20 protein-coding genes and 1 tRNA gene are annotated in these 23958 nt (G+C 58.9%); 7 read left to right on the top strand and 14 right to left on the bottom strand.

Annotated elements, in window-relative coordinates; genetic code table 11:
* Positions 1-8: 8 nt before the first annotated feature.
* From CRP02_RS18425 to CRP02_RS18465, 9 genes are all read right to left on the bottom strand, one after another.
* Entirely contained in the window at positions 9-824 is an 816-nt protein-coding gene (locus CRP02_RS18425; protein WP_097171923.1) for a class I SAM-dependent methyltransferase, read from the bottom strand.
* A gap of 178 nt (positions 825-1002) precedes the next feature.
* Entirely contained in the window at positions 1003-2784 is a 1782-nt protein-coding gene (locus CRP02_RS18430) for a chloride channel protein (RefSeq protein WP_013636093.1), read from the bottom strand.
* 21 nt (positions 2785-2805) lie between these two features.
* Positions 2806-3636 (bottom strand): MBL fold metallo-hydrolase, encoded by an 831-nt coding sequence (locus CRP02_RS18435; RefSeq protein ID WP_097171924.1) that lies wholly within the window; start codon positions 3634-3636, stop codon positions 2806-2808.
* 2 nt (positions 3637-3638) lie between these two features.
* A complete protein-coding gene (locus CRP02_RS18440) occupies positions 3639-4421 on the bottom strand; it encodes a TatD family hydrolase (protein ID WP_097171925.1) in 783 nt (260 codons plus the stop codon).
* 11 nt (positions 4422-4432) lie between these two features.
* Positions 4433-5983: a methionine--tRNA ligase gene (metG, locus tag CRP02_RS18445; protein ID WP_097171926.1), complete on the bottom strand. Its 1551-nt coding sequence runs from the start codon at positions 5981-5983 to the stop codon at positions 4433-4435.
* Between the two features lie 104 nt (positions 5984-6087).
* Positions 6088-7113: a DNA polymerase III subunit delta' gene (locus tag CRP02_RS18450; protein ID WP_097171927.1), complete on the bottom strand. Its 1026-nt coding sequence runs from the start codon at positions 7111-7113 to the stop codon at positions 6088-6090.
* Complete coding sequence (gene tmk, locus CRP02_RS18455; protein ID WP_097171928.1) at positions 7106-7780, bottom strand: dTMP kinase; 675 nt, start codon at positions 7778-7780, stop codon at positions 7106-7108. Before tmk ends, CRP02_RS18450 begins: the two co-directional genes overlap by 8 nt.
* 137 nt (positions 7781-7917) lie before the next feature.
* Complete coding sequence (locus tag CRP02_RS18460; RefSeq protein ID WP_097171929.1) at positions 7918-9090, bottom strand: D-alanyl-D-alanine carboxypeptidase family protein; 1173 nt, start codon at positions 9088-9090, stop codon at positions 7918-7920.
* Positions 9091-9166: 76 nt separating this feature from the next.
* Positions 9167-10255, bottom strand: coding sequence for a septal ring lytic transglycosylase RlpA family protein (locus CRP02_RS18465; protein WP_097172842.1), 1089 nt, complete (start codon positions 10253-10255; stop codon positions 9167-9169).
* 319 nt (positions 10256-10574) lie between these two features.
* On the opposite strand from CRP02_RS18465, the gene CRP02_RS18470 reads away from it, so the two are divergent.
* Positions 10575-10913, top strand: coding sequence for a hypothetical protein (locus CRP02_RS18470; protein WP_003515252.1), 339 nt, complete (start codon positions 10575-10577; stop codon positions 10911-10913).
* A 135-nt stretch (positions 10914-11048) separates the two neighbouring features.
* On the opposite strand, the gene CRP02_RS18475 is transcribed toward CRP02_RS18470, so the two are convergent.
* The 3 genes from CRP02_RS18475 to CRP02_RS27990 all read right to left on the bottom strand — a co-directional run bounded on the left by CRP02_RS18475 (position 11049) and on the right by CRP02_RS27990 (position 12229).
* Positions 11049-11138 (bottom strand) — tRNA-Ser (locus tag CRP02_RS18475).
* 584 nt (positions 11139-11722) lie between these two features.
* Positions 11723-11950, bottom strand: a complete 228-nt coding sequence (locus CRP02_RS18485) for a hypothetical protein (protein WP_025593443.1) — start codon at positions 11948-11950, stop codon at positions 11723-11725.
* A 15-nt stretch (positions 11951-11965) separates the two neighbouring features.
* A complete protein-coding gene (locus CRP02_RS27990) occupies positions 11966-12229 on the bottom strand; it encodes a hypothetical protein (RefSeq protein WP_003515255.1) in 264 nt (87 codons plus the stop codon).
* A gap of 137 nt (positions 12230-12366) precedes the next feature.
* On the opposite strand from CRP02_RS27990, the gene CRP02_RS18495 reads away from it, so the two are divergent.
* The 3 genes from CRP02_RS18495 to CRP02_RS18505 all read left to right on the top strand — a co-directional run bounded on the left by CRP02_RS18495 (position 12367) and on the right by CRP02_RS18505 (position 15085).
* Positions 12367-13077, top strand: a complete 711-nt coding sequence (locus CRP02_RS18495) for a hypothetical protein (protein WP_097171930.1) — start codon at positions 12367-12369, stop codon at positions 13075-13077.
* Positions 13078-13225: 148 nt separating this feature from the next.
* Positions 13226-14740: a D-alanyl-D-alanine carboxypeptidase family protein gene (locus CRP02_RS18500; protein WP_097102588.1), complete on the top strand. Its 1515-nt coding sequence runs from the start codon at positions 13226-13228 to the stop codon at positions 14738-14740.
* A gap of 84 nt (positions 14741-14824) precedes the next feature.
* Positions 14825-15085: a hypothetical protein gene (locus tag CRP02_RS18505; RefSeq protein WP_003515258.1), complete on the top strand. Its 261-nt coding sequence runs from the start codon at positions 14825-14827 to the stop codon at positions 15083-15085.
* A 94-nt stretch (positions 15086-15179) separates the two neighbouring features.
* Here CRP02_RS18505 and gyrA read toward each other — a convergent pair whose 3' ends face one another.
* Complete coding sequence (gene gyrA, locus CRP02_RS18510) at positions 15180-17972, bottom strand: DNA gyrase subunit A (RefSeq protein ID WP_097171931.1); 2793 nt, start codon at positions 17970-17972, stop codon at positions 15180-15182.
* A 217-nt stretch (positions 17973-18189) separates the two neighbouring features.
* On the opposite strand from gyrA, the gene CRP02_RS18515 reads away from it, so the two are divergent.
* Complete coding sequence (locus CRP02_RS18515) at positions 18190-18819, top strand: MarC family protein (RefSeq protein WP_097171932.1); 630 nt, start codon at positions 18190-18192, stop codon at positions 18817-18819.
* Positions 18820-18942: 123 nt separating this feature from the next.
* Positions 18943-20091, top strand: a complete 1149-nt coding sequence (locus tag CRP02_RS18520; protein WP_097171933.1) for an HPP family protein — start codon at positions 18943-18945, stop codon at positions 20089-20091.
* Positions 20092-20157: 66 nt separating this feature from the next.
* Here the strand turns inward: CRP02_RS18520 and CRP02_RS18525 are convergent, their stop codons facing one another.
* A complete protein-coding gene (locus tag CRP02_RS18525; protein ID WP_003515262.1) occupies positions 20158-20733 on the bottom strand; it encodes a single-stranded DNA-binding protein in 576 nt (191 codons plus the stop codon).
* A 265-nt stretch (positions 20734-20998) separates the two neighbouring features.
* Here CRP02_RS18525 and uvrA point away from each other — a divergent pair, with 265 nt between their 5' ends.
* A complete protein-coding gene (uvrA, locus tag CRP02_RS18530) occupies positions 20999-23920 on the top strand; it encodes an excinuclease ABC subunit UvrA (protein WP_097102594.1) in 2922 nt (973 codons plus the stop codon).
* The last annotated feature ends 38 nt before the right edge of the window (positions 23921-23958 follow it).

Raw genomic sequence — 23958 nt, forward strand, 5'->3', positions numbered from 1 at the left:
TGTGTGATTTAACTCTCGGCCCCCTCACCTTCCCGTTTCCCATTACCGTTTAAAGGACGGCGGCAGGTCAGGATGAAACGACGGTAGACGAAAGTTCGCAGCCTGTTGCGCAGGTTGGTATTTTTCCGCTGCGCTCTCGCAATCGGGGCATGTGAGTGCAGTTCGATGCAGGTAAAGCCGGCGGCGATCAGGAGCGGCGTCAGCATCTGCGGGCGCAACCCCTGCCCAAACGGAAGTGCCTTCATGATTGCGGCATGATGGCTGCTTTGAGCGCCATCGTAATTCTTGTCGGCCCCCACCGAAAGATCGATGAGCCGGATCAACAGGCTCGCGAGACGTCCTGCCGGTTTTGGCGTTGCCCAGTCACCATCGAAAAACAGGAGCCGACCGCCCGGACGAAGCAGCCTGAACCACTCGCGGAAGGTCTCCTCAGGCTGCGTCAATGTCCAGACCAGATGCCTGCAAATGATCGCATCATAGGACGCATCCGGCTCCATAGTGTTTTCAGCATCTGCCATCACGAAACGCAGCCTTGGTTTTCCCGCATGCTTGGCGCGCGCCACGGATAACATCGCTTCTGAAAAGTCGAGTGCTGTGACCTCGTGGCCGAGATCATGAATAAGCCGCGTCACCTCGCCGGTGCCACAGGCCAGTTCAAGGATACGTTTCGGCTCAGGTCCCACCAGGTCGCGGATCGGCTTCTGCCATGCATTGGCCTCGGCGCCGGCTGCTATCTTGTGTCCAAAGGCCAGATCGAAAGTCTCTGATCTTTTCGACCAATAATCGCGAATTTCCTCCTTGAGATCGAAGTTGCCGCCATCCATGGTCTATTCCTTTGAGTACTCAAATCGTATCCGCTGCGGCGAATTACAGCTTGCTTCACAATGTGATGCCAAGTTAGCCCATGCGACATCGCTGGAAAATCAGAAGTCTGTCACCCCAAGATTTAGATCATAAGAAACCTATCTATTTCAACATATAAGTGCAGTTTCCTGATGTGATTTATAACTCTCCTGATGCCTCCCGGCGCCTTTGCTCTAGCTCTTCGCTATACCGCCTGAGCGTATGGCTTTCCGTCAGCAGGCCAACGGGTCGGTTTTCGATCTTGTCATTGACGACAACCAGAGCTTCGCTTTCCGTAGCATCGAAGGCTGCCGCCGCCTGTCGTGCGTTCATCGCCGGCAGCAGCACGTCGTTCTTGTAATTCAGGTAGGTCTCGAGGCTGATCTTGGAGGGATCGCGATCCATCGGATCGGCGTAGATTTCCGGCACGAGCACCATGCCGGCATAACGCCCGTCATCATGGGTCATGATAACCCGCTGCGTCGAGCCGAGCGGAAACTTTTCCTTGAAGGCCGGAAGTCCCATGCTGACATTGGCCTTGCGAATATCGGCGCGCATCATCTTGCCCACCGTCAGGTCGCGGATCCAGCCAATATCGTGGGCGCTGCGAATGCTTTCGCCCCGCAGGTGAAAACGCCAGGTGGCGAAGGAGTAACCGAAGGTGGTGCGTACCACGAGCGATGTCGTGATGACGGCCGCCAGCACCAAAGCCGTGATCTGGAAGTCTCCGGTCAGTTCCAGCGCCAGAAACGTCATCGTCAGAGGACCGCCGATAATGGCGGCGGCAAAAGCACTCATGCCGACCACGGCGTAGACCACGGGTGCTGTCGAGCCGTAGCCGATATAGGGTGCGCAGAGTGCGAAAATCTTGCCGACCAGCGACCCCATGAACAGCGAGGCAAAAAACAGACCGCCGCGGAAATTCGAGCCGATGGAAATCGCGCTCGCCGCAGCCTTCAGCAGGAAAAGCCCGGCCAGCCCGTATATCGTCAGATCGGCATCGATGTTGAGATGGAGCGCACCGTGGCCGCTCGACAGGACCTGCGGTGAAATCAGCGCAAGTGCGCCCACCGCCACGCCACCGATTGTTGGACGCAGCCAACCGGGAATGGCACTTTTGCGGGCCGTTTCCTCGATAAGCGATACCGTCTGCATTAGCACGATGCCGATAAACGCACACACCACGCCGAGGAAAATGGCCGGTACATAATCCGGCGGCGTCACACGGCTGGCATCATAGATATCGATGGACAGGCCATGTCCGCCGATAAGCCCTGCCACGATGCTGGCCACCAGCGCCGAGACAATGAGCGGCGCGAGTGTCACGACGGTATATGTGCCGATGATGAGTTCTATGGCATAGAATGCCCCGGTCAGAGGCGCGTTGAAAGCAGCGGCAATGGCACCAGCAGCACCACAGCCGACGAGGATGCGCATGTCTCCTCGTCTCAGCTTAAGCTTGATGCCGATCTTGGAGGCCACACCGCTGGCGATCTGCGTATAGCCTGCCTCAAGCCCGACAGATGCGCCGAAGCCGTTTGAGACGATGTTCTGCACGCAGACGATGATGCTGTCCGTCAGCGACAGGCGGCCGCCATGCAGCGCATTCGCCTCGATAGGGTCGACCATCGGCTTTTTGCGGGTTTTCGAAAGAATGAAGAGGATCAGGCCGAGTACGATGCCGCCAATGACCGGCCCGGCAAGCACGATCCAGCCGGAAAGTTCACTGCTGCTCAGCCGCTCGACACCGAAGACCAGCACATGCAGGGCCGTACTCAATCCGCCGATCAGCGCCACCAGAAGGCCGGCCGCAATGCCGATGAGGACGGCGAGAGCCACCAGCCCCAGCTCGCCGCGCCGGAACATCGCCCGCAGGCGACTGGAGCGCAGATTGTCGAAGAAGCTCGCCATACTGGGTGCACGGAAAGGCCGGGTCGACATGCTGTTCCTTTTCAGGCGGTATTAGGGCGCTTCAATCTCAAGTTCGAATTCGAAACGCATCTGGTCGTAAGCCGGTTCAACATGATCAGGCGTTTCGCGCATCACCGTGTCATAATCGAGCGGAATGTGCATATGGGTCAAGATCGCCCTTTTGGGTGCAAATCTATCGATCCAGCCGAGCGCCTGTTCCAGCGAGAGATGGCTTGGGTGATAACGGTGCTGCAGCGCATCGATGACGAGGACGTCGAGACCGGCAAGCTTGGGCACGCTTTCGGCCGGAAAATCGCTGACATCGGTGCAATAGGCGACATCGCCAATCCGAAAGCCGAGCGAGTGCACGTCGCCATGCTGCTGCATGTGCACGTTGAAAGGTATCGCCCCGCCCGCCCCGTCGATGATCAGGGTCGCGTCGATATCGGCGATGATCCGCGGCTCGACGATCGGTGGATAATTGCTGCCCGGAGGCGTTTCCAGGCAATAGGCAAAACCATCCCAGATGCGTGCCATGGTGACGGGATCGGCATAGATCGGAATGCGTCTCTGCTGAATGGCGAAATAGATGCGCAGATCGTCAATACCGTGCAAATGGTCGGCATGGGCATGAGTGTACAGAACCGCATCGACTGCCTCCACTTTGGCGGCAATCATCTGCTCGCGAAAATCAGGGCCGGTATCGATGACGACGGTGGTCTTGCCGCCATCGGGTCCGATCTGCTCCACCATGAAGGCCGCACGAGTACGCCGATTCCTGGGGTTTTCAGGATCGCAGGCGCCCCAGTCGCCGTGGATGCGCGGCACGCCGGGAGACGACGCACATCCGAGAACCGTAAAGCGGCGACGGTAGATTGCCACGCCTACACCCTTGTCATCTTCGAAAAGCAGCGGAAAGCATTCTCGGTGGTGATTTCGGCCATGCGCTCGAACGAGATGCCATGCACCTCGGCCAGCACTTCCGCCGTGTTCACCACGTAAGAAGGCTCATTGCGCTTGCCGCGCCAACGCTTGGGCGCGAGATAAGGCGCATCCGTTTCCACCAGCAGACGGTTGAGCGGCACGGTGGCGGCAATATCGCGGATATCCTGCGATTTCGGGAACGTCAGAATGCCGGAAAAGGATACGTAACCGCCAAGTTCGACGCCGGTTTTAGCGAGATCAGGACCTGCGGAAAAGCAGTGCAGGATAAAGGGAAAAGCACCCTTGTCGCTTTCTTCACGCAAAATCGCAGCCATGTCGTCATCGGCGCTGCGGCTGTGGATGACGAGCGGAAGCTTGGTTCTCCGCGCCGCCTCGATGTGGCGAACGAGGCCGGTCTTCTGGTCTTCCGGCTTTTGCGTGTCGTAGAAATAATCCAGCCCCGCCTCGCCGATCGCCACGATCTTGTCATGGCTCTCGGCAAGCCGCACAAGGTCATCGGCCGAAATGTCGAGTTCTTCGTCGGCATTGTTCGGATGCGTGCCGACCGAGCAGAAAACCGACGGATATTTTTCCGCAATCTTCAGAAGCTCGGGCAGACGGCGCACCCGGGTCGAGATCGTCACCATCTGGGCAACGCCGGACGCATGGGCGCGAGCGATGATATCGTCGCGCTCAGCCTCGAAATCGGGAAAATCCAGATGGCAATGCGTATCGATCAGCATGGTCGTTGCCTTCACGCTTCCGGTGCGACGTAACGCGGGAAGACCGGCTTCGGTGCCTCAAGCGGCGTTCCGGGAACCAGACGTCCGGCTTCGCCGAGTGCGGCAAAATCCCGTTTGTCGGCAGGGGCGGCAACGAGATCCAGCAGCTTTTCGCAGGATCCCGGCATGAAGGGCTGCAACAGAATGCCGATCTGGCGGACGACTTCCGCCGTCACGTAAAGCACGGTGCCCATGCGCTCAGGATCGGTCTTCTTCAGAGCCCACGGCTCCTGGGACGCGAAATAGCGGTCGGTTTCCGAAACGACGGCGATGATGGCTGCAAGCGCGCGATGGATGAGCTGCTTGCCCATCTCCTCACGGCAGAGTGCCAGAAGCCCGTCGGCGGAGGCGAGCATCGCCTTGTCTTCATCGGTCAACGGCCCGGGCGTCGGGATCTGTCCGTCGCAATTCTTGACGATCATCGACAGCGAGCGGCTCGCCAGATTGCCGATGCCATTGGCAAGATCGGCGTTGATGCGGGTGGCGATGCCCTCTTCGCTATAGCTGCCGTCCTGGCCGAAGGAGACTTCGCGCATGAAGAAATAGCGGACCTGATCGAGACCGAAATGGCTGACCAGATTGACAGGATCGACGACGTTGCCGAGCGACTTAGACATCTTCTCGCCCTTGTTGAGCAGGAAGCCGTGCGCATAGACCCGCTTGGGAAGCGGCAGCTTGGCGCTCATCAGGAAAGCCGGCCAATAAACCGCGTGGAAGCGGATGATGTCCTTGCCGATGATATGCACGTCGGCCGGCCAATATTTCGCGCGCGGACCGTTCTTGTCCTCGATGTAACCCGTGGCGGTAATGTAGTTGGTCAGCGCATCGACCCAGACATACATGACGTGCTTCGGATCATCAGGAACCTTGATGCCCCAGTCGAATGTCGTGCGGGAAATCGACAGGTCCTTGAGGCCGGATTTGACGAAGGAGATGATCTCGTTGCGACGCTCAGCGGGACCGATGAAATCCGGGTTCTCCTCGTAGAGCTTCAGCAACTTGTCCTGATATTCCGAGAGCTTGAAGAAATAGCTCTCCTCCTCGACCCATTCGACGGGCGTGCCCTGCGGCCCATAGCGAACGCCGTCGGCGCGCACTTCCGTCTCGTCCTCGCCGTAATAGGCCTCGTCGCGCACAGAATACCAGCCGGCATAGCTGTCCTTGTAGATGTCGCCGCTATCGGCCATCAGGTTCCAGATATTGCGCGAGGTCTCGTGGTGACGTTCTTCCGTGGTGCGGATGAAATCGTCGTTCGAGGCGTTGAGCAGCTTGCCCATCTCGCGGAACTGGTCGGAATTGCGCTGCGCCAGCTCTTCCGGCGAAATGCCTTCCGCCCGCGCTGTCTGCTGCATCTTCTGGCCGTGTTCGTCGGTGCCGGTCAGGAAGAAAACATCCATTCCATCCAGGCGCTGAAAGCGTGCCATGGCATCCGTCGCAATCAGCTCGTAGGCATGGCCGATATGCGGCTTGCCGTTAGGATAGGAGATCGCGGTGGTGATGTAGAAGGGTGTCTTGTCTGTCATGACGGTCTATCGACTTTACAGGCTGTTTTTTGGATAGACCGCTCTTAAACGATTGTTCGCAACAGCGAAAGCAAAAGCGTACGTTCCGTACGATCTCTTGGGTCTCACACGCCGCGAACATCTTCCAGAATGGAAAGCACCATCTGCTTCTTGTCGAGATTATAGGCCTGCGCCACGGTAATGCGTTCCGAAAGCGTCGACGAAAGGCGCGCATGTTTCTCTGCCGCCGCGATATCACCGGCCATCGCCGCCGCTCTTGCACGCGCCATCAACTCCTCCGTCACGTGCTCCATGAAGAAGCCGAGAACGATATCGCCGTCCTTCTGTGCCAGAACTTCGGCAAGCTTGTGCATCTGCTTGCGTGCACCAGGCCCTTCGGCCGTCATGACGGAGGCAAGCGCCTCGACAATGTCGGCGCCGCCGTAATTCATCAGTTTTAACGCCTGCGCGACGCTGCCCTTGGAGGCGGATAGCAGCGCATCCCGCTTTTCGCCAGCCGGGCTGATACCGAGATGATCCAGCGACTGCACCATATCCGCATCCGAAAGCGGCAGCAGCCGGAGCGGCATGCAGCGCGAGCGGATGGTCGGCAGCAATTTGCCCGGCGCATGCGACAAAACGAGGAACATCGCCCGCTTTGGCGGCTCTTCCAGTATTTTCAGAATGGCGTTTGCGGCATTGCGGTTGAGATCGTCAGCCGGATCTATGATGACGATACGCCAATTGCCGGTGCCCGAGGTCTGCGAGAAGAAGTGCCCTGCCCGCCGCACCTCATCCACCGTGATGGCGGATTTCACGCGGCCGGTCTTTTCATCCGCCGGACGGGTCAGATGCAGCAGATTATGCGACGCACCGGAGGTGATCTGCCGGCTGACAAGCGATTCCGTATCGGGATCGGCCAGGAAATCCGGTGCTGTGGCTGGATCGGGATGGGTAAGTACATGGTTGGCGAAACGGAAGGCGAGTGTCGCCTTGCCAATGCCTTCAGGGCCTTCGATCAGGATCGCATGGTGGCCCTTGCCGGAGCGATAGGACTGCGCAAGAAACGCCTCCGCTTCGCCATGGCCGAAAAGCTTCGTGTTCTGCTGCGGCGCAATTGCGCCGTCGAGAACGCCCTGAACCTCACTCATGCGCCGTGTCCGCCGCAGTCTCCAGCCGCTCGAGCAAAGGCTCGACAAATGACATGACGTCTTCCGTCACCTTTTCTTCCGGCTGATCGGCGTTGACGATCCGACAACGACGCGGCTCGGCAAGCGCAATATCCAGATAGGCTTCGCGCCGCTTCTCGTGGGTCTCGATTTCCTCTTTTTCGAAACGGTCCGGTGCGGCACCCTCATCCGCACGCTTTCTGGCCCGGGCAAGGCCCTTTTCGGCGGCGATATCGAAGATCAACGTCAGTTCCGGCACGACGCCATCAATAGCAACGCGTTGCAGCGTCTCGATGAAATCCGGCTCCAGATTGCCGGTCGTGCCCTGATAGACACGTGAGGAATCAAGAAACCGGTCACAAAGCACGATTGCGCCACGTTCCAGTGCCGGGCGAATGACCTCCTCGACATGGTCGTTGCGCGCTGCCGCAAACAGGATTGCCTCCATGCGCACGCCGAAGGATTCGGCAGCACCCGACAGCAGAACATGGCGAACGGCCTCCGCCCCCGGCGAACCGCCCGGCTCACGCGTTACGATCACATCGAAACCACGGCCGCGAAGCGCCTCGGCAAGCGTGCGAATCTGCGTCGACTTGCCGGCGCCTTCGCCGCCCTCGAAGCTGATGAACAATCCGGTCTTTTCGGCCAATGTCACGTCCTGTGAGGAATTCTCAGAAATATCGAAATGCCTGTTTACAGCATCGAACCGAAAAGTGTGAAGCGCTTTTCAGAAAATCCGGTGTCTGAACAAAAGCATAGGGAAAGTTGCGCTTTGCGGGATAGGCATCAGAGCCAGAACAGCAGCAATTCCTTGAGCGCCCCGGCTGCATTCTGGGTCAACGTGCCCTTGCCGACTGCCGTTCTCGTATAAAGCGGCACTTCCCGCAACAGCTTTTCGCCCGAAAAAACCTTGAGTGTTCCGACATTCGCACCAGTGTCGAGCGGTGCATTGAGCGGCCAGCGATAGACGATCCGCCCGGAAATACGCTCGGGATTATTGACCGGTACCAGCACGCTGACATCTTCCCGGGGCGACAGATCTACATGCGAGACATCGCCACCGTAGACGCTGACCGAACCGACGGCTTCGTCCTTTGCAAAAAGATGGCGTTTTTCGAAGGCCGTCAGCCCCCAGTCAACAACCCGGCGTGCTTCGTCCTGCCGCGTCTTGTCGTCGGCGATGCCGCCAAGCGCCAGATAGACCCGGCGCCCTTCCCGCTCGGCCGAAACGACAGCTGCGAAACCGCTGCCTTCCGCAAAACCAAGCCCGAGACCGTCTATGCCGTTACCCAGCAGAGAGTTCTTGTTGCGCTGGAAAATCCGGTTCCATTCGAAATCCGGCTTGGTGAAAAGCTGATAGCGATCGGGATAGGTATCGCGCAGATGCTGGGCGAGAAGCACCATATCCTTCGCGGTCGTCTGGTTGCCCGGATCGGGAAGACCCGTCGAATTGGCAAAGACACTGCGGTTCATGCCGAGTTCGCCGGCTCTCACCGTCATGCGCTTGGCGAAAGCGGGGTCGGACCCTGCCATGCCTTCGGCGACAATGATGCAGCCATCATTGGCGTTCTGCACAATAATTCCCGTCAGAAGATCGTTGACGCTGACAGAAGATTTCAGCGCCGCAAACATGGTCGAGGTCCGCGACGGCGCACCACCCGTGCGCCAGGCATATTCAGAAACGGGATAAGCTCTCTCGGGCGTCACCTGCCCTTTGGCCAGCGCATCCAGCATCACCTCCACAGTCATCAGCTTGGCAAGCGAAGCGGGCGGAAAGGATTGATTTTCATTCTGGGAAAGCAGCACCGTGCCGGTCTCGGCATCGATCATATAGGCCTGTTCGGCCTTGGCGATGAAAGGTGCTGTTTGCGTTTGCGTTTGCGCTGGACCGTTACCGAAAAACGCAAATGCTAGCGCTGCCGCGACCGGGAGAAAAGAACGATGAATGGCCTTGTGCATGAAACCGCCCAGCTTTCCCTGCCGCAACCCGCCGCTCGCGACGAAAACGCAAGTCAGCCATAAACTCTTCAACCCGTCAGCGGGTCTTCGCCTGCTGACGCTTCACATGGGCAAGTATGGAATCCTCGTTGAGCGCTCCGCGATCGACGAGGACGCTGTCGAACGCACGTGAGGTTCTCGAAACCGCAGAGGATTCCTCGGAATAAGCCGCTGCATATTTGGACGACGGCGTTGGCACGCGCAGATAGTTGCCGCCAGGTGCTGCCGGCTCACGCGTGAAATTGCCTTCCGGGCGTTCCGCCAGGAACGGACCGATTTCCGGCAGGATTGCAAATTCTTCCAAGGCCGGTGCGGGGCCATTGACCAGCGGCATGGCCTGGAGCGCTGCATTCTTCCTGGTACCAACCAGCGCCGTCTGCGTCGAAGCACCGTAATTCGGGTTGGATGTCGGGGCCGGCACGAAATTCGGCGAAGCCGAAGCCACCATGACACCAGTCGCGATCTGCCCTTCCGGCGCAATGCCCGGAGAACGAGAGCCCTTCGGAACATAGGAAGCCATCAGATAGGGCATGTCATGCCCATCAAGCGGCGCACGGCCTGCATATTGCACCCGCACATTCGCCGTTCCAGTGCCCTTCATGTCGAGAAGATCTGCGGTCTTGCTGGAAACGTCGATCAGGCGACCTTCATGGAAGGGTCCGCGATCGTTGACGCGCACCAGAACCGATGCACCGTTTTCCACATTGGTGATGCGCGCATAGCTCGGCAGGGGAAATGTCGGATGCGCAGCGGAAAGATGTTCCTTGTCATAGACCTCGCCATTTGCCGTCAGGCGGCCGTGGAAGGCGGAACCATACCAGGAAGCAAGACCGGTCTTGTTGTAACCCGGCTCTTCCTTCGGAAAATAACGTCGGCCCTTGACGGTATAGGCATTGCCGAGAAGCTCGCGTCCGCCGCCCTTGGGAATGTTCTGGCCGTCGGCCACGCGCGGGCTGGCTTTGACGCCATATTCCGATTCGGAGAAATATTCCTTGCTGCGCTTCTGCTTCGGTTTGGTCTCAGAGGTGGTGGAACACGAGGCTGTCGCGGCGCAAAGCACGGAAATTGCAAGCCACTTCACGCCCGATCTGGCGTTGATGCCGAGTTTCTTGACCGTAGATTTCAAATCGTCTGCCCCACGCTGCTTGCAGGCTCGAAGAACCGCACCCTCATTTGCCTCGATGCATGCCCCTGCCATCGAAGCACCTAACAGTCGCTTAATCTTGTGCATAACGTGGCGAAAATGCGAACGACTTCTGCAAATTCGATAAAATTGTAACGAACGTGGTTAACGATTTATGTCTTTTCCGCAGCACTAGAAGCCCGATGCGCCTGTAAACGCGCCGTCTTGAGATGTCTCCTGCTCAAGGAACAAACGAAGCCCGACCGCGTTTTCTCCTCGCAAACACACGAGCTTCCGCCGGTTTTCGGCTGAGTGAGGGAACATGATCAAGTCAATAAAAACCGCCGGCCTGGCACTTGGCATCGCGTTGGTGTCCATTGCCGCCCCTATTCACGCAAGCGCACAGGACATGGAGCTGCGGATCGGCCCCGACGGCGTTCGCCCGGTTATCCGTGACCGCGATCGCGACATGGATCGCCGGGGACCTCCGCGCATGCGTGGTTGCGGTGAACGCGAAGCCCGCGCCGCCGCCCGCGAGGCAGGCCTGCGCGACCCCGAAATCGTGCGCGTCACCCCTGGCCGCGTCGTCGTCCAGGGCTTCACCCGCCGAGGACCGGAGCGCATCACATTCGCGAACGAACGCGGCTGTCCTGAACTCTAATGACATTAATCAACGGAACCCGCCGACAGGCGGGTTTCTTCATTTCGGTGATACAAGAAATTTTTCACGCGGAAAGTACACCGCGACGCTAACGCTGCCGGTTCTTTTGATTTCAAACTGTCTGTTTGGATTTTATGGCAGATGGGGTGGGATTCGAACCCACGGTACGCTCTCACGCACGCCGGTTTTCAAGACCGGTTCCTTAAACCACTCGGACACCCATCCATCGGTGGTGAGGCTTTATAGCGTTTTGAAAAAGGCCGTCAATCCCGATGGCGCACGCGCGCACAGCCTATCCGCACCCGTCAGCAACTCATTGTCCTTGTGTCGTTGCCGGCGGCAGCAGAGACCCCTCGCCCGAAGGAAGTGCCGGACTTTGCTGAGGCGAGCGAAATAGCGCCAGACTCAGCACGATTGCCACAAGCACCAATAAAAGCGCCACGAAGAAGATTCCGGATTTATCCATGCGTCTGCTCATGTCCCGTTATGTTAGGCGCGAATATGTGCAATTCGAGGCAATCGAAGAATAAAGCGACCTCCTGTCAAGTTGCCTGACAGATTTAGCCAGTTGATATTCCTAAATTCTTACTGCTTGAGCAAATTTCATGCGTCGGCGTACTGTTTGGGACGGAAGTGGCCTATCGCGTCAACAATATTGTCATTTATATAGCCGCATCGCTCCCGGGCATTGCCCAACTTTCCCCGAGCGATCAACCTGCCCCGCCCGTTTGCGGGGCTTTTTTCTTTTATACTACCGAAAAACTGCGACCGGCGGATGGAAGCTGGGTATGCGTTACCTGCTTTATGGTTCAGACACCGATGCTCGGTCCGCCGTCGCCGTGCCGAAAACCGCCCCGGAAAATATCCTCGAAAAGGTTCAGCAACGCCGGCGGTAACGTGTCGGAAAACTCCATAATGATCTCGTTGGCGCGATTGTAGGAATAGATGGCGCAAAGTGTCAGCACCAGCAGCACGATCCACGGCCAGATTGGCTTGCGCCTAGGCGGCGCCCCATTGGGTTGTTGCGGTACAGTCATCCCGGTACCTTCCGTTCAGGCCTTTACGCGCGGTTCGCCTCCCGGCGCATAGGCGGTTTTTTGCAGGAAACGGAATATGTTGCCGCACTGACCGCAGCGGATCATGAATTCCGTTGGATCGACCGAGGCACGCTCGGTGCGGAAGCCACGCGGCATTTCATCAACGCGAAAATCAAGGTTACGGCGGTCTTTCTCATCCGATTCCGACACCTCGGCAAAACCCTGATGACCACATTTGGAACATTCGAGTTTCCGGGAATATCTGTCGCGCGCTGCCATATGCCGTCCTTTGCTTGCACCTTATCAGGTAGCAGCGGCAAAACAGCATTTCAATGGCGATCGCCGCAGGTTAAAGCTTTGCCCGTCTGTTTTCAGTGTGGAAAACGCGTCCAGTGGCAAGAATAAGTTGGAAGCTAATGCACAACGAAGCACCCCTGCTTTCATCCTCCCTGATACGGCGCGCCGTCATCATTGCCGTCATTATTATATGCTTTGTTGCTGCCCTTAATATCGGGGTTAAATGGTACGGGGAGCGGATCCTTCAGGCGGGCCATACGACAGCAACTGACGCGGTGGAGATCACAATCGGCAATGACCGGTTGAAGCTTGCTAAAAACACGCTGCGTGTGCCTTCCGACCGGCATGACGGAGAGCGAGAGCGGGCCGATCTTTATCTCACCTGGCCGGATCTCAAGGGATATGAAGACTCCAATCGCGCTGTTTTCGATGATCCGGCGCAGGCAGCAGGGCTTATTTTCATCCAGCTATCGCAAAGCACGATGTCTGAGGACATGTCAGGCCGTTTCGGGCCGATCTATGCCCGATTGACGGAAGGAGAGCCTGTGCCGCTGAAACACGGCCTCACACTGCACCGCCTGCGTGCCGACGCAGGTTACGGCAAGGAAGTCATCTTGACCGGGCAGCGTGAGGGCGAAAGCGACTATGTTGTGCGCTGCCTTCTGCCGCAAACGCAGCAGGAGGCGACGGGCAGCGACTGCCAGAGGGATATCCACGCCGGCCAGGACCTCAGCCTGTTCTACCGATTCTCCGCAACCTTGCTGCCGCAATGGAAAGAACTCGACGCAGGCGTGAAACGCTACATCGAGCAGCGCCTCGTAAAAGACTGAAATCCGTGAAAAGGCGTGAGACAGATTGCGCCCGAAAAGTCGCATTTTATGGAGCGTGGATACCTTTCATAAACCACTTGGTAACGCCATCCCGATAAAGTTTCTCCCCGGAGCACTCGGGCGGGGCGCGTCCGAGCGGAACAGAAATATGCGATTGAAGAGTTCAGCAGTGTTGAAAAGTCTATTTGGGGCAGATTCGCGCAAAGCGGGTGCGACGTCTTTGGTAAGGTTTGTTGCGTTGACCCTTGCTGCGGCGTTCATAACCGCAACATCCGTTGGCACCGCACAGGCGGACCCGAAATATGCGGGCATCGTCATTGATGCCAAGACCGGCAAGGTTCTCTATGGCGAAGATCCGGATGGATTGCGCTATCCTGCCTCGCTGACGAAGATGATGACGCTTTATCTTACGTTCGAGGCGCTCAATTCCGGACGCATTTCGCTCGATTCCAAGGTGCCGGTTTCGGCCAACGCCGCCAAGGAGCCTCCTTCCAAGCTCGGCGTGCGCGCCGGTGGCAGCATCACGGTCGAGCAGGCAATCCTTGCGCTCGTCACCCGTTCCGCCAATGACATGGCCACCGCACTCGGTGAATATGTCGGCGGCTCCGAAGACCGTTTTGCCAGAATGATGACCGCCAAGGCCCGTGCGCTCGGCATGACGCGCACGACCTATCGTAACGCCAACGGCCTGCCAAACACGGCGCAGATGACGACGGCGCGTGACCAGGCCCGCCTCGGCATCGCCCTTCGCCAGCATTTCCCGCAATATTACGGCTACTTCTCCACGCGCACCTTCAATTTCGGCAAGCAGGTCATCGGCAACCACAATCGTCTCGTGGGAACCGTGCGCGGCGTGGACGGCATCAAGACCGGTTATACCCGTGCTGCCGGAAGCAATCTTGCAACATCGGCACAGCTAGACGGTCGCTCCATCGTCGCCGTCGTTCTTGGCGGCCGCTCGAGCGCTGCCCGTGACGCCACCATGCGCAAGCTTGTTGCGACCTACCTGCCGCAGGCCTCCCGTAGCGGCAACAGCAACCTGATTGCGCAGACGAGATCGGCACCTGTCGAGGAGCCCGTTGCTGTGGCTGTTGCTGCTCCACCTGTGGCAGTCGCGGCTCCGTCCGCAGCTGTCGCTGCGACAGATTCCGGCCTGCCGCATGCCGGTCCCGTACCGCAGACCCGTTACGAGGACGCGCCGGTTACCGCCTTTGCAGGCTCCTCTTCCAATGCGGCCGTAAAGGCCATGGAAGCCGCCACCTGGCAGAAAGGCAAGGATCCTATTTCTCAGGTAGCCGTCGCGCCTGACCGCAAGTTGATTACCAACTCGACCAAGGTGGACAATATCGTCACCGCATCCACACCGGCTTCTGTACCCTCCACCCCTTCCGTTTCGGCAAAGGCTGAGGCTCCGCAGGGCGGCTGGGTGATCCAGATCGGCGCATCGCCGGATGAAAACTCGGCGCGTGGCCTGTTGCAGAATGCGCAGGAAAAAGGCGGTGCCGCCCTTCGGTCCGCAAAACCCTTCACGGTGGCCTTCAGCAGAGAAGGCTCCCAGGTATACCGCGCCCGCTTCGGCGGCTTCGACGGCCAGGCCGCCGCGGTAAATGCATGCAATGCATTGAAAAAGAAAGGCGTCAGCTGCTGGGCGTCACTCCAGTAATCGACGTTCGCGCAGGCGGTGGCTTATTTGTTGAAACATCGCCTGTCTCCTCGAATTGTGTAATGTGTAGCGAGGCTTTCCAAGATGGCAGTTAACGAGAACTATTCGGACATTGCGTCTGGCAACGGGCAAGGCAGCCTGTCGGTTCTGCATCCCATTCACGAGGCGGCAATGCGCATTGCCGATCTCGGTCTTAATCGCTCCAAGGCAAAGACGCGTGATCTCGTCAGCCTGCTTCTGTCGCACGGCGCCCGCGCCTGGCGTGCCAATCAGCCGGAAGCCAATATCCACCTTCATGTCGGCCGCCGCTCTGGGCGTGCACCGGTCCATATCCGGATCCGCTGACGAACCGAACATAACCGGACGAGACAAAGAAAAACCCCGCGGAGCCTGTGCACCGCGGGGTTTTTGTTGATTGACGATGGAGAAACGAGGCGGCTTACGCCTCGCTCTCCGGTGCCTCAGGTGTTTCCGGCAGATTGTCAGCCACATCTTCGCCGTTGCCGTTTTCCGCCTCTTCGTCGCCTTCCGGCTCGTTGATGCGTTCCACGGAAACCACCTTCTCATCCTTGGCGGTGGAGAAGATCGTCACGCCCTTGGTGGCGCGGCTGGCGATACGGATTCCGTTTACCGGCACACGGATCAGCTGGCCGCCATCGGAAACCAGCATAATCTGGTCGCCTTCGTCCACCGGGAAAGCCGCAACGAGTTCGCCGATTTCCGTCGTCTTCGAGGTATCGGTGGCGCGGATGCCCTTGCCGCCACGACCCGATGTGCGGAAGTCATAGGACGAAGAACGCTTGCCGTAGCCTTTTTCAGAGACGGTCAGCACGAATTCTTCGCGTGCCTTCAGTTCCTGATAACGCTCTTCGCTGAGTTCGCCTTCTTCCGCGACTTCCTCACCAACCAGTGCGATATCTTCCTCATCCACACCGGCGGCACGCCGCTCGGTGGCCGAACGCTTGAGGTAGGCCGCACGCTCCCACGGTTCAGCTTCCACATGGCCCACAATGGTCATGGAGATAATGCGGTCGCCATCGGCCATGTTGATGCCGCGCACGCCAACCGAGTTGCGGCCGGCAAAGACGCGGACATCGTCCACGGGGAAGCGGATGCACTGGCCGAGTGCCGTCGTCAGCAACACGTCATCCTGGTCGGTACAGGTCTCGACGGAGAGGATTTCATCGCCCTCCTCGTCCAGCTTCATGGCGATCTTGCCGTTGCGGTTGACCTGCACGAAATCGCCTAGCTTGTTGCGGCGAACCGTGCCGCGCGTCGTCGAGAACATCACATCGAGCGTTTCCCAGGTCGTTTCGTCCTCGGGCAACGGCATGATGGTGGTGATGCGCTCGCCGGGTTCAAGCGGCAGCATGTTGATGAGGGCCTTGCCCTTCGACTGCGGCGTACCGATCGGAAGGCGCCAGACCTTTTCCTTGTACACGATGCCGCGCGAGGAGAAGAACAGCACCGGCGTATGGGTATTGGCGACAAAGAGACGGTTGACGAAATCCTCGTCGCGCGTCGCCATGCCGGAACGGCCCTTGCCGCCGCGGCGCTGTGCCCGGTAGGTGGTCAGCGGCACGCGCTTGATGTAGCCAAGATGCGAAACGGTGACGACCATATCTTCGCGGGAGATGAGGTCTTCATCATCCATGTCAGGACCGCCTTCGACGATCTCGGACCGGCGTGGCGTGCCGAACTCGTCGCGGATGGCAATAAGCTCATCCTTGACGATCTGCATGATGCGCAGCCGTGAAGACAGGATTTCGAGATATTCGCTGATTTCCGCGCCGATCTTGTTCAGCTCGTCGCCGATTTCGTCGCGGCCAAGCGCCGTCAGGCGGGCAAGGCGCAATTCGAGAATGGCGCGTGCCTGCTCTTCGGAGAGATTGTAGGTGCCGTCTTCATTGATGCGGTGGCGCGGATCGTCGATAAGACGGATCAGGCTTTCCACATCCTGCGCCGGCCAGTGCCGCGTCATCAGCTCCTCACGGGCCGAAGCCGGATCGGGAGCATGACGAATGACGCGGATGACTTCGTCGATATTGGCAACCGAGATCGCCAGACCGACCAACACATGCGCGCGGTCGCGCGCCTTGCGCAGCAGATACTTGGTGCGGCGGCTGACGACATCCTCACGGAAGGACACGAAGGCGCGCAGCATGTCCAGCAGCGTCATCTGTTCCGGCTTGCCGCCGTTCAGCGCCACCATGTTGCAGCCGAAGGAGGTCTGCAGCGGCGTGTAGCGATAGATCTGGTTCAGGATGACTTCTGCGTTAGCGTCGCGCTTCAGCTCGACGACGACGCGATAACCCTGGCGGTCGGATTCGTCGCGCAGATCGGAAATACCCTCGATGCGCTTTTCCTTGACCAGTTCGGCCATCTTCTCGATCATCGTCGCCTTGTTCACCTGATAGGGAACCTCGGTGATGATGATCTGCTCGCGGTCGCCACGCATCGGCTCGATGGTCGCACGGCCGCGCATGATGACCGATCCGCGACCGGTCTCATAGGCAGAGCGGATGCCGGAACGGCCCATGATGAGCGCGCCGGTCGGGAAATCCGGGCCGGGAATGATCTGCATCAGTTCCAGCAACTCGATCGCCGGATTGTCGATGAGGGCGATGCAGCCGTCGATGACTTCGGAAAGATTGTGCGGCGGAATGTTCGTCGCCATGCCGACGGCGATGCCGCCTGCCCCGTTGACCAGAAGGTTCGGGAATTTCGCGGGAATGACGACCGGCTCATGCAAGGTGCCGTCATAGTTGTCGCGGAAATCCACCGTTTCCTTGTCGAGATCGTCGAGAAGCGAATGTGCCGCCTTTTCGAGACGGCACTCGGTGTAACGCTCGGCCGCCGGCGGATCGCCGTCGATGGAGCCGAAGTTGCCCTGTCCGTCGATCAGCGGCAGGCGCAGAGACCAGTCCTGCGCCATGCGCGCCAGCGCATCGTAAATCGCCGCATTGCCGTGCGGATGGAATTTACCCATCACGTCACCGGTGACGCGGGCGCATTTGACGTATTTCTTGTTCCAGTCGATGCCGAGTTCGGACATGCCGTAAAGAATACGGCGATGAACCGGCTTCAGACCGTCACGGACATCGGGAAGTGCGCGGGAAACGATAACGCTCATGGCGTAATCGAGATAGGACCGCTGCATTTCCTCAATGATGGAAATCGGTTCAATGCCTGGCGGAAGTTTTCCGCCGCCGGGGGGGCTCTGGTCAGTCAAAACGGATCACATTCTCTGTTAAGAATCGGATGGATTTTTATAGCGGAAACAGCCACGTTAAGCCAATTTCCCGGCGAGTTTTGAACAGTCTTTTGCGTCATTTGCAAGACATACCCCGCTTTTCGCCATTTAGGTTGGCAAAAGCGACGCCGCTCCCTTTTAAAGCGTGTACGACTTGCGTAGGCTCCGGCCTAAAAACAGAACAGGTGGGGAATGAATGGCCAGCAGCGAAACGCTCATCAACGCGCTTACAACACTTCTGGTCACGCTCGATCCGCCCGGTCTCGCGCCCGTATTTCTCGCACTCACGGTTGGAATGACGCGCGACCAGCGCGCCCAGGTGGCCCTGCGCGGCTCAATCATCGCCTTCGGCATTCTCGCCATCTTCGCCCTGTTCGGTCTCACCATCCTCAACCTTCTCGGCATTTCGCTGGGTGCCTTCCGCATCGCCGGTGGCCTGCTGCTGTTCTGGATCTCCTTCGAGATGATTTTCGAGAAACGCCAGGAGCGCAAGGAAAAGACCTCGGAGATCGCCATCACCAAGGACCATCTGCACAATCTGGCGGTCTTTCCGCTCGCCTTGCCGTTGATCGCCGGGCCTGGCGCCATTTCCGCGACTGTGCTCCTGGCGGGAACGATGAAGACGTCACTCGAAATGGTCGTGCTTATTCTCATCCTCGCCTTCGCCATGGCCCTCGTCTACGCCACCCTGATCGTCTCGGAACGCATGGACCGTTTTCTCGGCAATACCGGCCGCGCGATCCTGACAAGGCTGCTCGGCGTTCTGCTCGCCGCGCTTTCCGTGCAGTTCGTAGTGGACGGCATAAAATCGGCCTTCGCATTCTGACGACCATCGGTTCGGAACAAAATGCCGCAACCGGCCGGATTTGCGAAAAATCCGCCCTTTGAATCCGGCTCCTGCCTCGGTTAAAAGACGCGCATCTTTTTTCCGCATCAGAAAGCTCTCTCCATGCGATCCACGCTGCGCCGCCTCATCCCGGATGCCGCTCCCGTCAGTAACCGGGAAAGGCTGCGCGCTGCGGCAGGCGCCTTCGTCGGTATTTCGCTGACCGGACTTCTGGGCAGCCTTGCTTTCCGATTCGACCCCACCCTGCCCGCCATGATCGCGCCGATGGGCGCCTCGGCGGTGCTTTTATTCGCCGTGCCATCCAGCCCCCTTGCGCAGCCCTGGTCGATCCTCTGCGGTAACATCGTGTCGGCTTTCGTGGGCGTGACGGTGGCTTTACTCGTTCCGGATATCTTCCTTGCCAGCGCGCTTGCCATAAGCCTTGCCATTGCTGCCATGATGGCGCTGCGCTGCCTGCACCCGCCAAGCGGCGCGGTGGCGCTGACCGCCGTTCTCGGCGGCCCCGCCGTGCATAGTCTCGGCTATGGCTTTCTTCTCTGGCCGGTCGCCGGAAACTCGCTCATCCTTCTCATCCTTGCGCTCGTTTATAACAATGCCACCGGCCGCGCCTATCCGCACGGCCTGAGGTTGGGAAAGGCCAGCCACGGCACGGCAGACCCGACGCCGATACATAAAATCGGCTTTTCCTCAGCCGATCTGGACGAGGTGCTGAAGGAATATGACGAGGTTCTCGATATTGATCGCGATGTGCTGGAGATGATTTTGCGCAAGACGGAATTGCGCTCCTGGCGTCGCCGCGCCCTCCACCTCGATTGCGCCAGCGTCATGTCGCGCGATGTGGTCGGCGTCGCCCCGGATGATAGCCTGCGCCACGCCCACGCACTGATGCGCAACCGCCATTTCAAGGCGCTGCCCGTGACCAACGACAGGGCCGAAATCGTCGGCATCGTCACTCAGACGGATTTTCTTGAAAAGGCTAGCTGGAGAAACGGCCGCCCTTCCATCGGTTTCCTGCAGCGCCTGCGCCTTATCCTCTCAGGCGCAAGCGCACCTAACGATACCGTCAAGGATATCATGACATCGCCGGTTAGAACCGTGCAGCCGGAAACGGCGATTGAGGAAGCAATCATCCGCTTTGCGGAGGAAGGGCTGCATTACCTGCCGGTGATCGACGCCAACGGCAAGATGGTGGGTATTCTTTCGCAATCCGATGTCATGGTTGCGATGCTGGCGGACAAAGCCGCGGCATAGGTCGTCGCGACCTTGAAGCGGGCAACCGGTTTAGACCGGTGCCCGCCCCGTCAATCACTGTTCCGATCAGAACGGGATATCGTCGTCCATGTCACTGGAGAAGCCACCGGAAGGCTGGCTGCCGCCACGCGAGGCACCGCCGCGGGCCGCCGGCTGCTGGTCATAACCGCCACCGTAGTTACCGCCGCCACTGCCATAATCTCCACCGCCGATGTCGCCACCGCTGCGGCTACCGCCGCCACCTTCGCCGCGACCGTCGAGCATCGTCAGCGTGGAGTTGAAGCCCTGCAGTACCACTTCGGTGGAGTAACGGTCGTTACCGGTCTGGTCCTGCCACTTGCGCGTCTGCAGCTGGCCTTCGATATAAAGCTTGGCGCCCTTTTTCACATATTGTTCGACAACCTTGCACAGGCCTTCGTTGAAAACGACGACCGTGTGCCATTCGGTCTTTTCCTTGCGCTCGCCGCTGTTGCGGTCCCGCCACGTCTCCGAGGTGGCGATACGCAGATTGGCGATCGGACGGCCGTCCTGCGTCCGGCGAATTTCGGGATCGGCGCCAACGTTCCCAATCAGAATTACCTTGTTTACGCTACCAGCCATCTCGTCATCCTGTCCGCCAGCCATCGTGACCGGCAATTGCATTTCAAAAAATCCCGCACACAATAACCATCGCCGCCCGCAAAGGGCACCGCAACGGGGAACAATCCACAGCGAATAATCCCGACTTTCTCAGAGAGTATATTCGCACTTGCAATTTGTTCCTTTTTTGTTCTATTAAATCACGAAATTCGAGTCAAGTGAGCCGAAAAGCCATCGATCGATAGGGAATAAACCTCGACACGTCCGGTTGCGTCACTACATAAGGACGCGCCGCCATCAGGCCTGTTATTTTTGTCCGAGCTTTATCATGAGTGAACTGAAGACGATTTCCATCCGTGGTGCCCGTGAGCATAACCTCAAGGGTATCGATCTGGATCTACCGCGCAACAAGCTGATCGTCATGACCGGGCTCTCCGGCTCGGGCAAGTCGTCGCTTGCCTTCGACACAATCTATGCCGAGGGCCAGCGCCGTTATGTCGAGAGCCTCTCGGCCTATGCGCGCCAGTTCCTCGAAATGATGCAGAAGCCGGATGTAGACCGCATCGAGGGTCTTTCTCCGGCGATTTCCATCGAGCAGAAAACCACCTCGAAGAACCCGCGCTCCACGGTCGGCACGGTCACGGAAATCTACGACTATATGCGCCTGCTGTTTGCGCGTGTCGGCGTGCCCTACTCGCCGGCGACGGGCCTGCCGATCGAGAGCCAGACGGTCAGCCAGATGGTCGACCGTATCCTTGCCTTCGAGGAAGGCACGCGCCTTTATATTCTCGCGCCGATCGTGCGCGGCCGCAAAGGCGAATATAAAAAGGAACTCGCCGAGCTGATGAAGAAGGGCTTCCAGCGCGTCAAGGTGGATGGCCAGTTCTACGAAATCGCTGACGTTCCCGCCCTCGACAAGAAGTACAAACACGATATCGATGTGGTGGTGGACCGCGCCGTGGTGCGCCCGGATATGGCGGCACGCCTTGCCGACAGTCTCGAGACCTGCCTTAAGCTCGCCGACGGGTTGGCAGTGGCCGAATTTGCCGACAAGCCCCTGCCGCCGGAAGAAACCTCGGCTGGCGGCTCCGCCAATAAATCGCTCAATGAGACCCATGAGCGTATGCTGTTTTCGGAAAAATTCGCCTGCCCGGTCTCCGGCTTCACCATCCCGGAAATCGAGCCCCGGCTTTTCTCCTTCAACAATCCCTTCGGCGCCTGCCCCACCTGTGACGGTCTTGGCTCGCAGCAGAAGGTGGACGAAAACCTGATCGTGCCCGAACCTGCACGCACCCTGCGGGATGGCGCGATTGCCCCCTGGGCCAAGTCGTCTTCCCCCTATTACAACCAGACGCTGGAGGCGCTGGGCAAGGCCTTCGGTTTCAAGCTGTCGAGCAAATGGACGGACCTTTCGAAAGAGGCGCAGCACGCCATTCTCCAGGGCACTGACGACAAGATCGAGTTCAACTATCAGGACGGCGCGCGCTCCTACAAGACGGTGAAGAATTTCGAAGGCATCGTTCCCAATCTGGAGCGTCGCTGGAAAGAGACCGACAGCGCTTGGGCGCGCGAGGAAATCGAGCGTTATATGTCGGCGGCCCCCTGCCCGGCCTGCGCCGGCTATCGCCTGAAGCCGGAAGCGCTCGCCGTCAAGATCAACAGGATGCACATCGGCGAAGTCACCCAGATGTCGATCCGTATGGCACGCGACTGGTTCGAGACGCTGCCGGAAAATCTGAACGCCAAACAGAACGAGATCGCGGTTCGCATTCTCAAGGAAATCCGCGAACGTCTGCGATTCCTCAACGATGTCGGGCTGGATTATCTCAGCCTGTCACGCAATTCCGGCACGCTTTCCGGCGGAGAAAGCCAGCGCATCCGGCTTGCTTCGCAGATCGGTTCCGGCCTCACGGGTGTGCTCTATGTTCTGGACGAGCCCTCCATCGGCCTGCACCAGCGCGACAATGCCCGTCTGCTCGATACGCTGAAACATCTGCGTGATATCGGCAATACGGTGATCGTGGTCGAACACGACGAGGATGCCATTTTGACGGCGGATTACGTTGTCGATATCGGCCCCGCCGCCGGCATTCACGGCGGTCAGGTCATCGCCGAAGGCACGCCGCAGGAGGTGATGGCCAATCCGAAATCGCTAACCGGCAAATATCTATCCGGCGAACTCGGCGTCGCCGTGCCGGCAGAACGCCGCAAGCCGAAGAAGGGCCGCGAAATCAAGGTTTTCGGCGCACGCGGCAACAACCTGAAGAATGTGACTGCGGCCGTTCCCCTTGGCGTTTTCACCGCCGTTACCGGCGTGTCGGGTGGTGGCAAATCCACCTTCTTGATCGAGACGCTCTATAAGTCGGCAGCACGCCGGGTGATGGGCGCGCGCGAAATTCCGGCCGAGCATGACCGCATCGATGGTTTCGAATTCATCGACAAGGTGATCGATATCGATCAGTCGCCGATCGGCCGCACGCCACGGTCCAACCCTGCCACGTACACGGGCGCATTCACGCCGATCCGTGACTGGTTCGCCGGTCTGCCGGAGGCAAAGGCGCGCGGTTATGCACCTGGCCGTTTCTCCTTCAACGTCAAGGGCGGCCGCTGCGAAGCCTGCCAGGGCGACGGCGTCATCAAGATCGAGATGCACTTCCTGCCTGATGTCTATGTCACCTGCGACGTCTGCCACGGTAAACGCTATAATCGCGAGACGCTCGATGTGACATTCAAGGGCAAGTCCATTGCCGACGTGCTTGATATGACGGTGGAAGAAGGCGTTGAATTCTTCGCCGCCGTTCCGGCCGTGCGCGACAAGCTGCAAGCGCTGTTCGATGTCGGCCTTGGTTACATCAAGGTCGGTCAGCAGGCCAATACGCTCTCCGGCGGCGAGGCGCAGCGCGTCAAGCTCGCCAAGGAACTGTCAAAACGCTCCACCGGCCGCACGCTTTACATTCTCGACGAACCGACAACAGGCCTGCATTTCCACGACGTCAACAAGCTTCTGGAAATGCTGCAGGCGCTGGTGGATCAGGGCAATTCCGTCGTGGTAATCGAGCACAATCTCGAAGTCATAAAGACGGCCGATTGGATCATCGATATTGGCCCCGAAGGCGGCACAGGCGGCGGCGAAGTGGTGGCAACCGGCACGCCGGAAGACATCGTCAAGAACGAGCGCTCCTATACCGGCCATTTCCTGAAGGAACTTCTGGAACGTCGGCCAGCCGGAAAACGCGAGGCTGCGGAGTAATCCGCACCCTTCGCAGCAAGGTACGTAAGGCGGATAGC

Origin of the sequence: Rhizobium sp. AN5, from assembly GCF_900215255.1 — a bacterium.
Lineage (GTDB): Bacteria > Pseudomonadota > Alphaproteobacteria > Rhizobiales > Rhizobiaceae > Agrobacterium > Agrobacterium tumefaciens.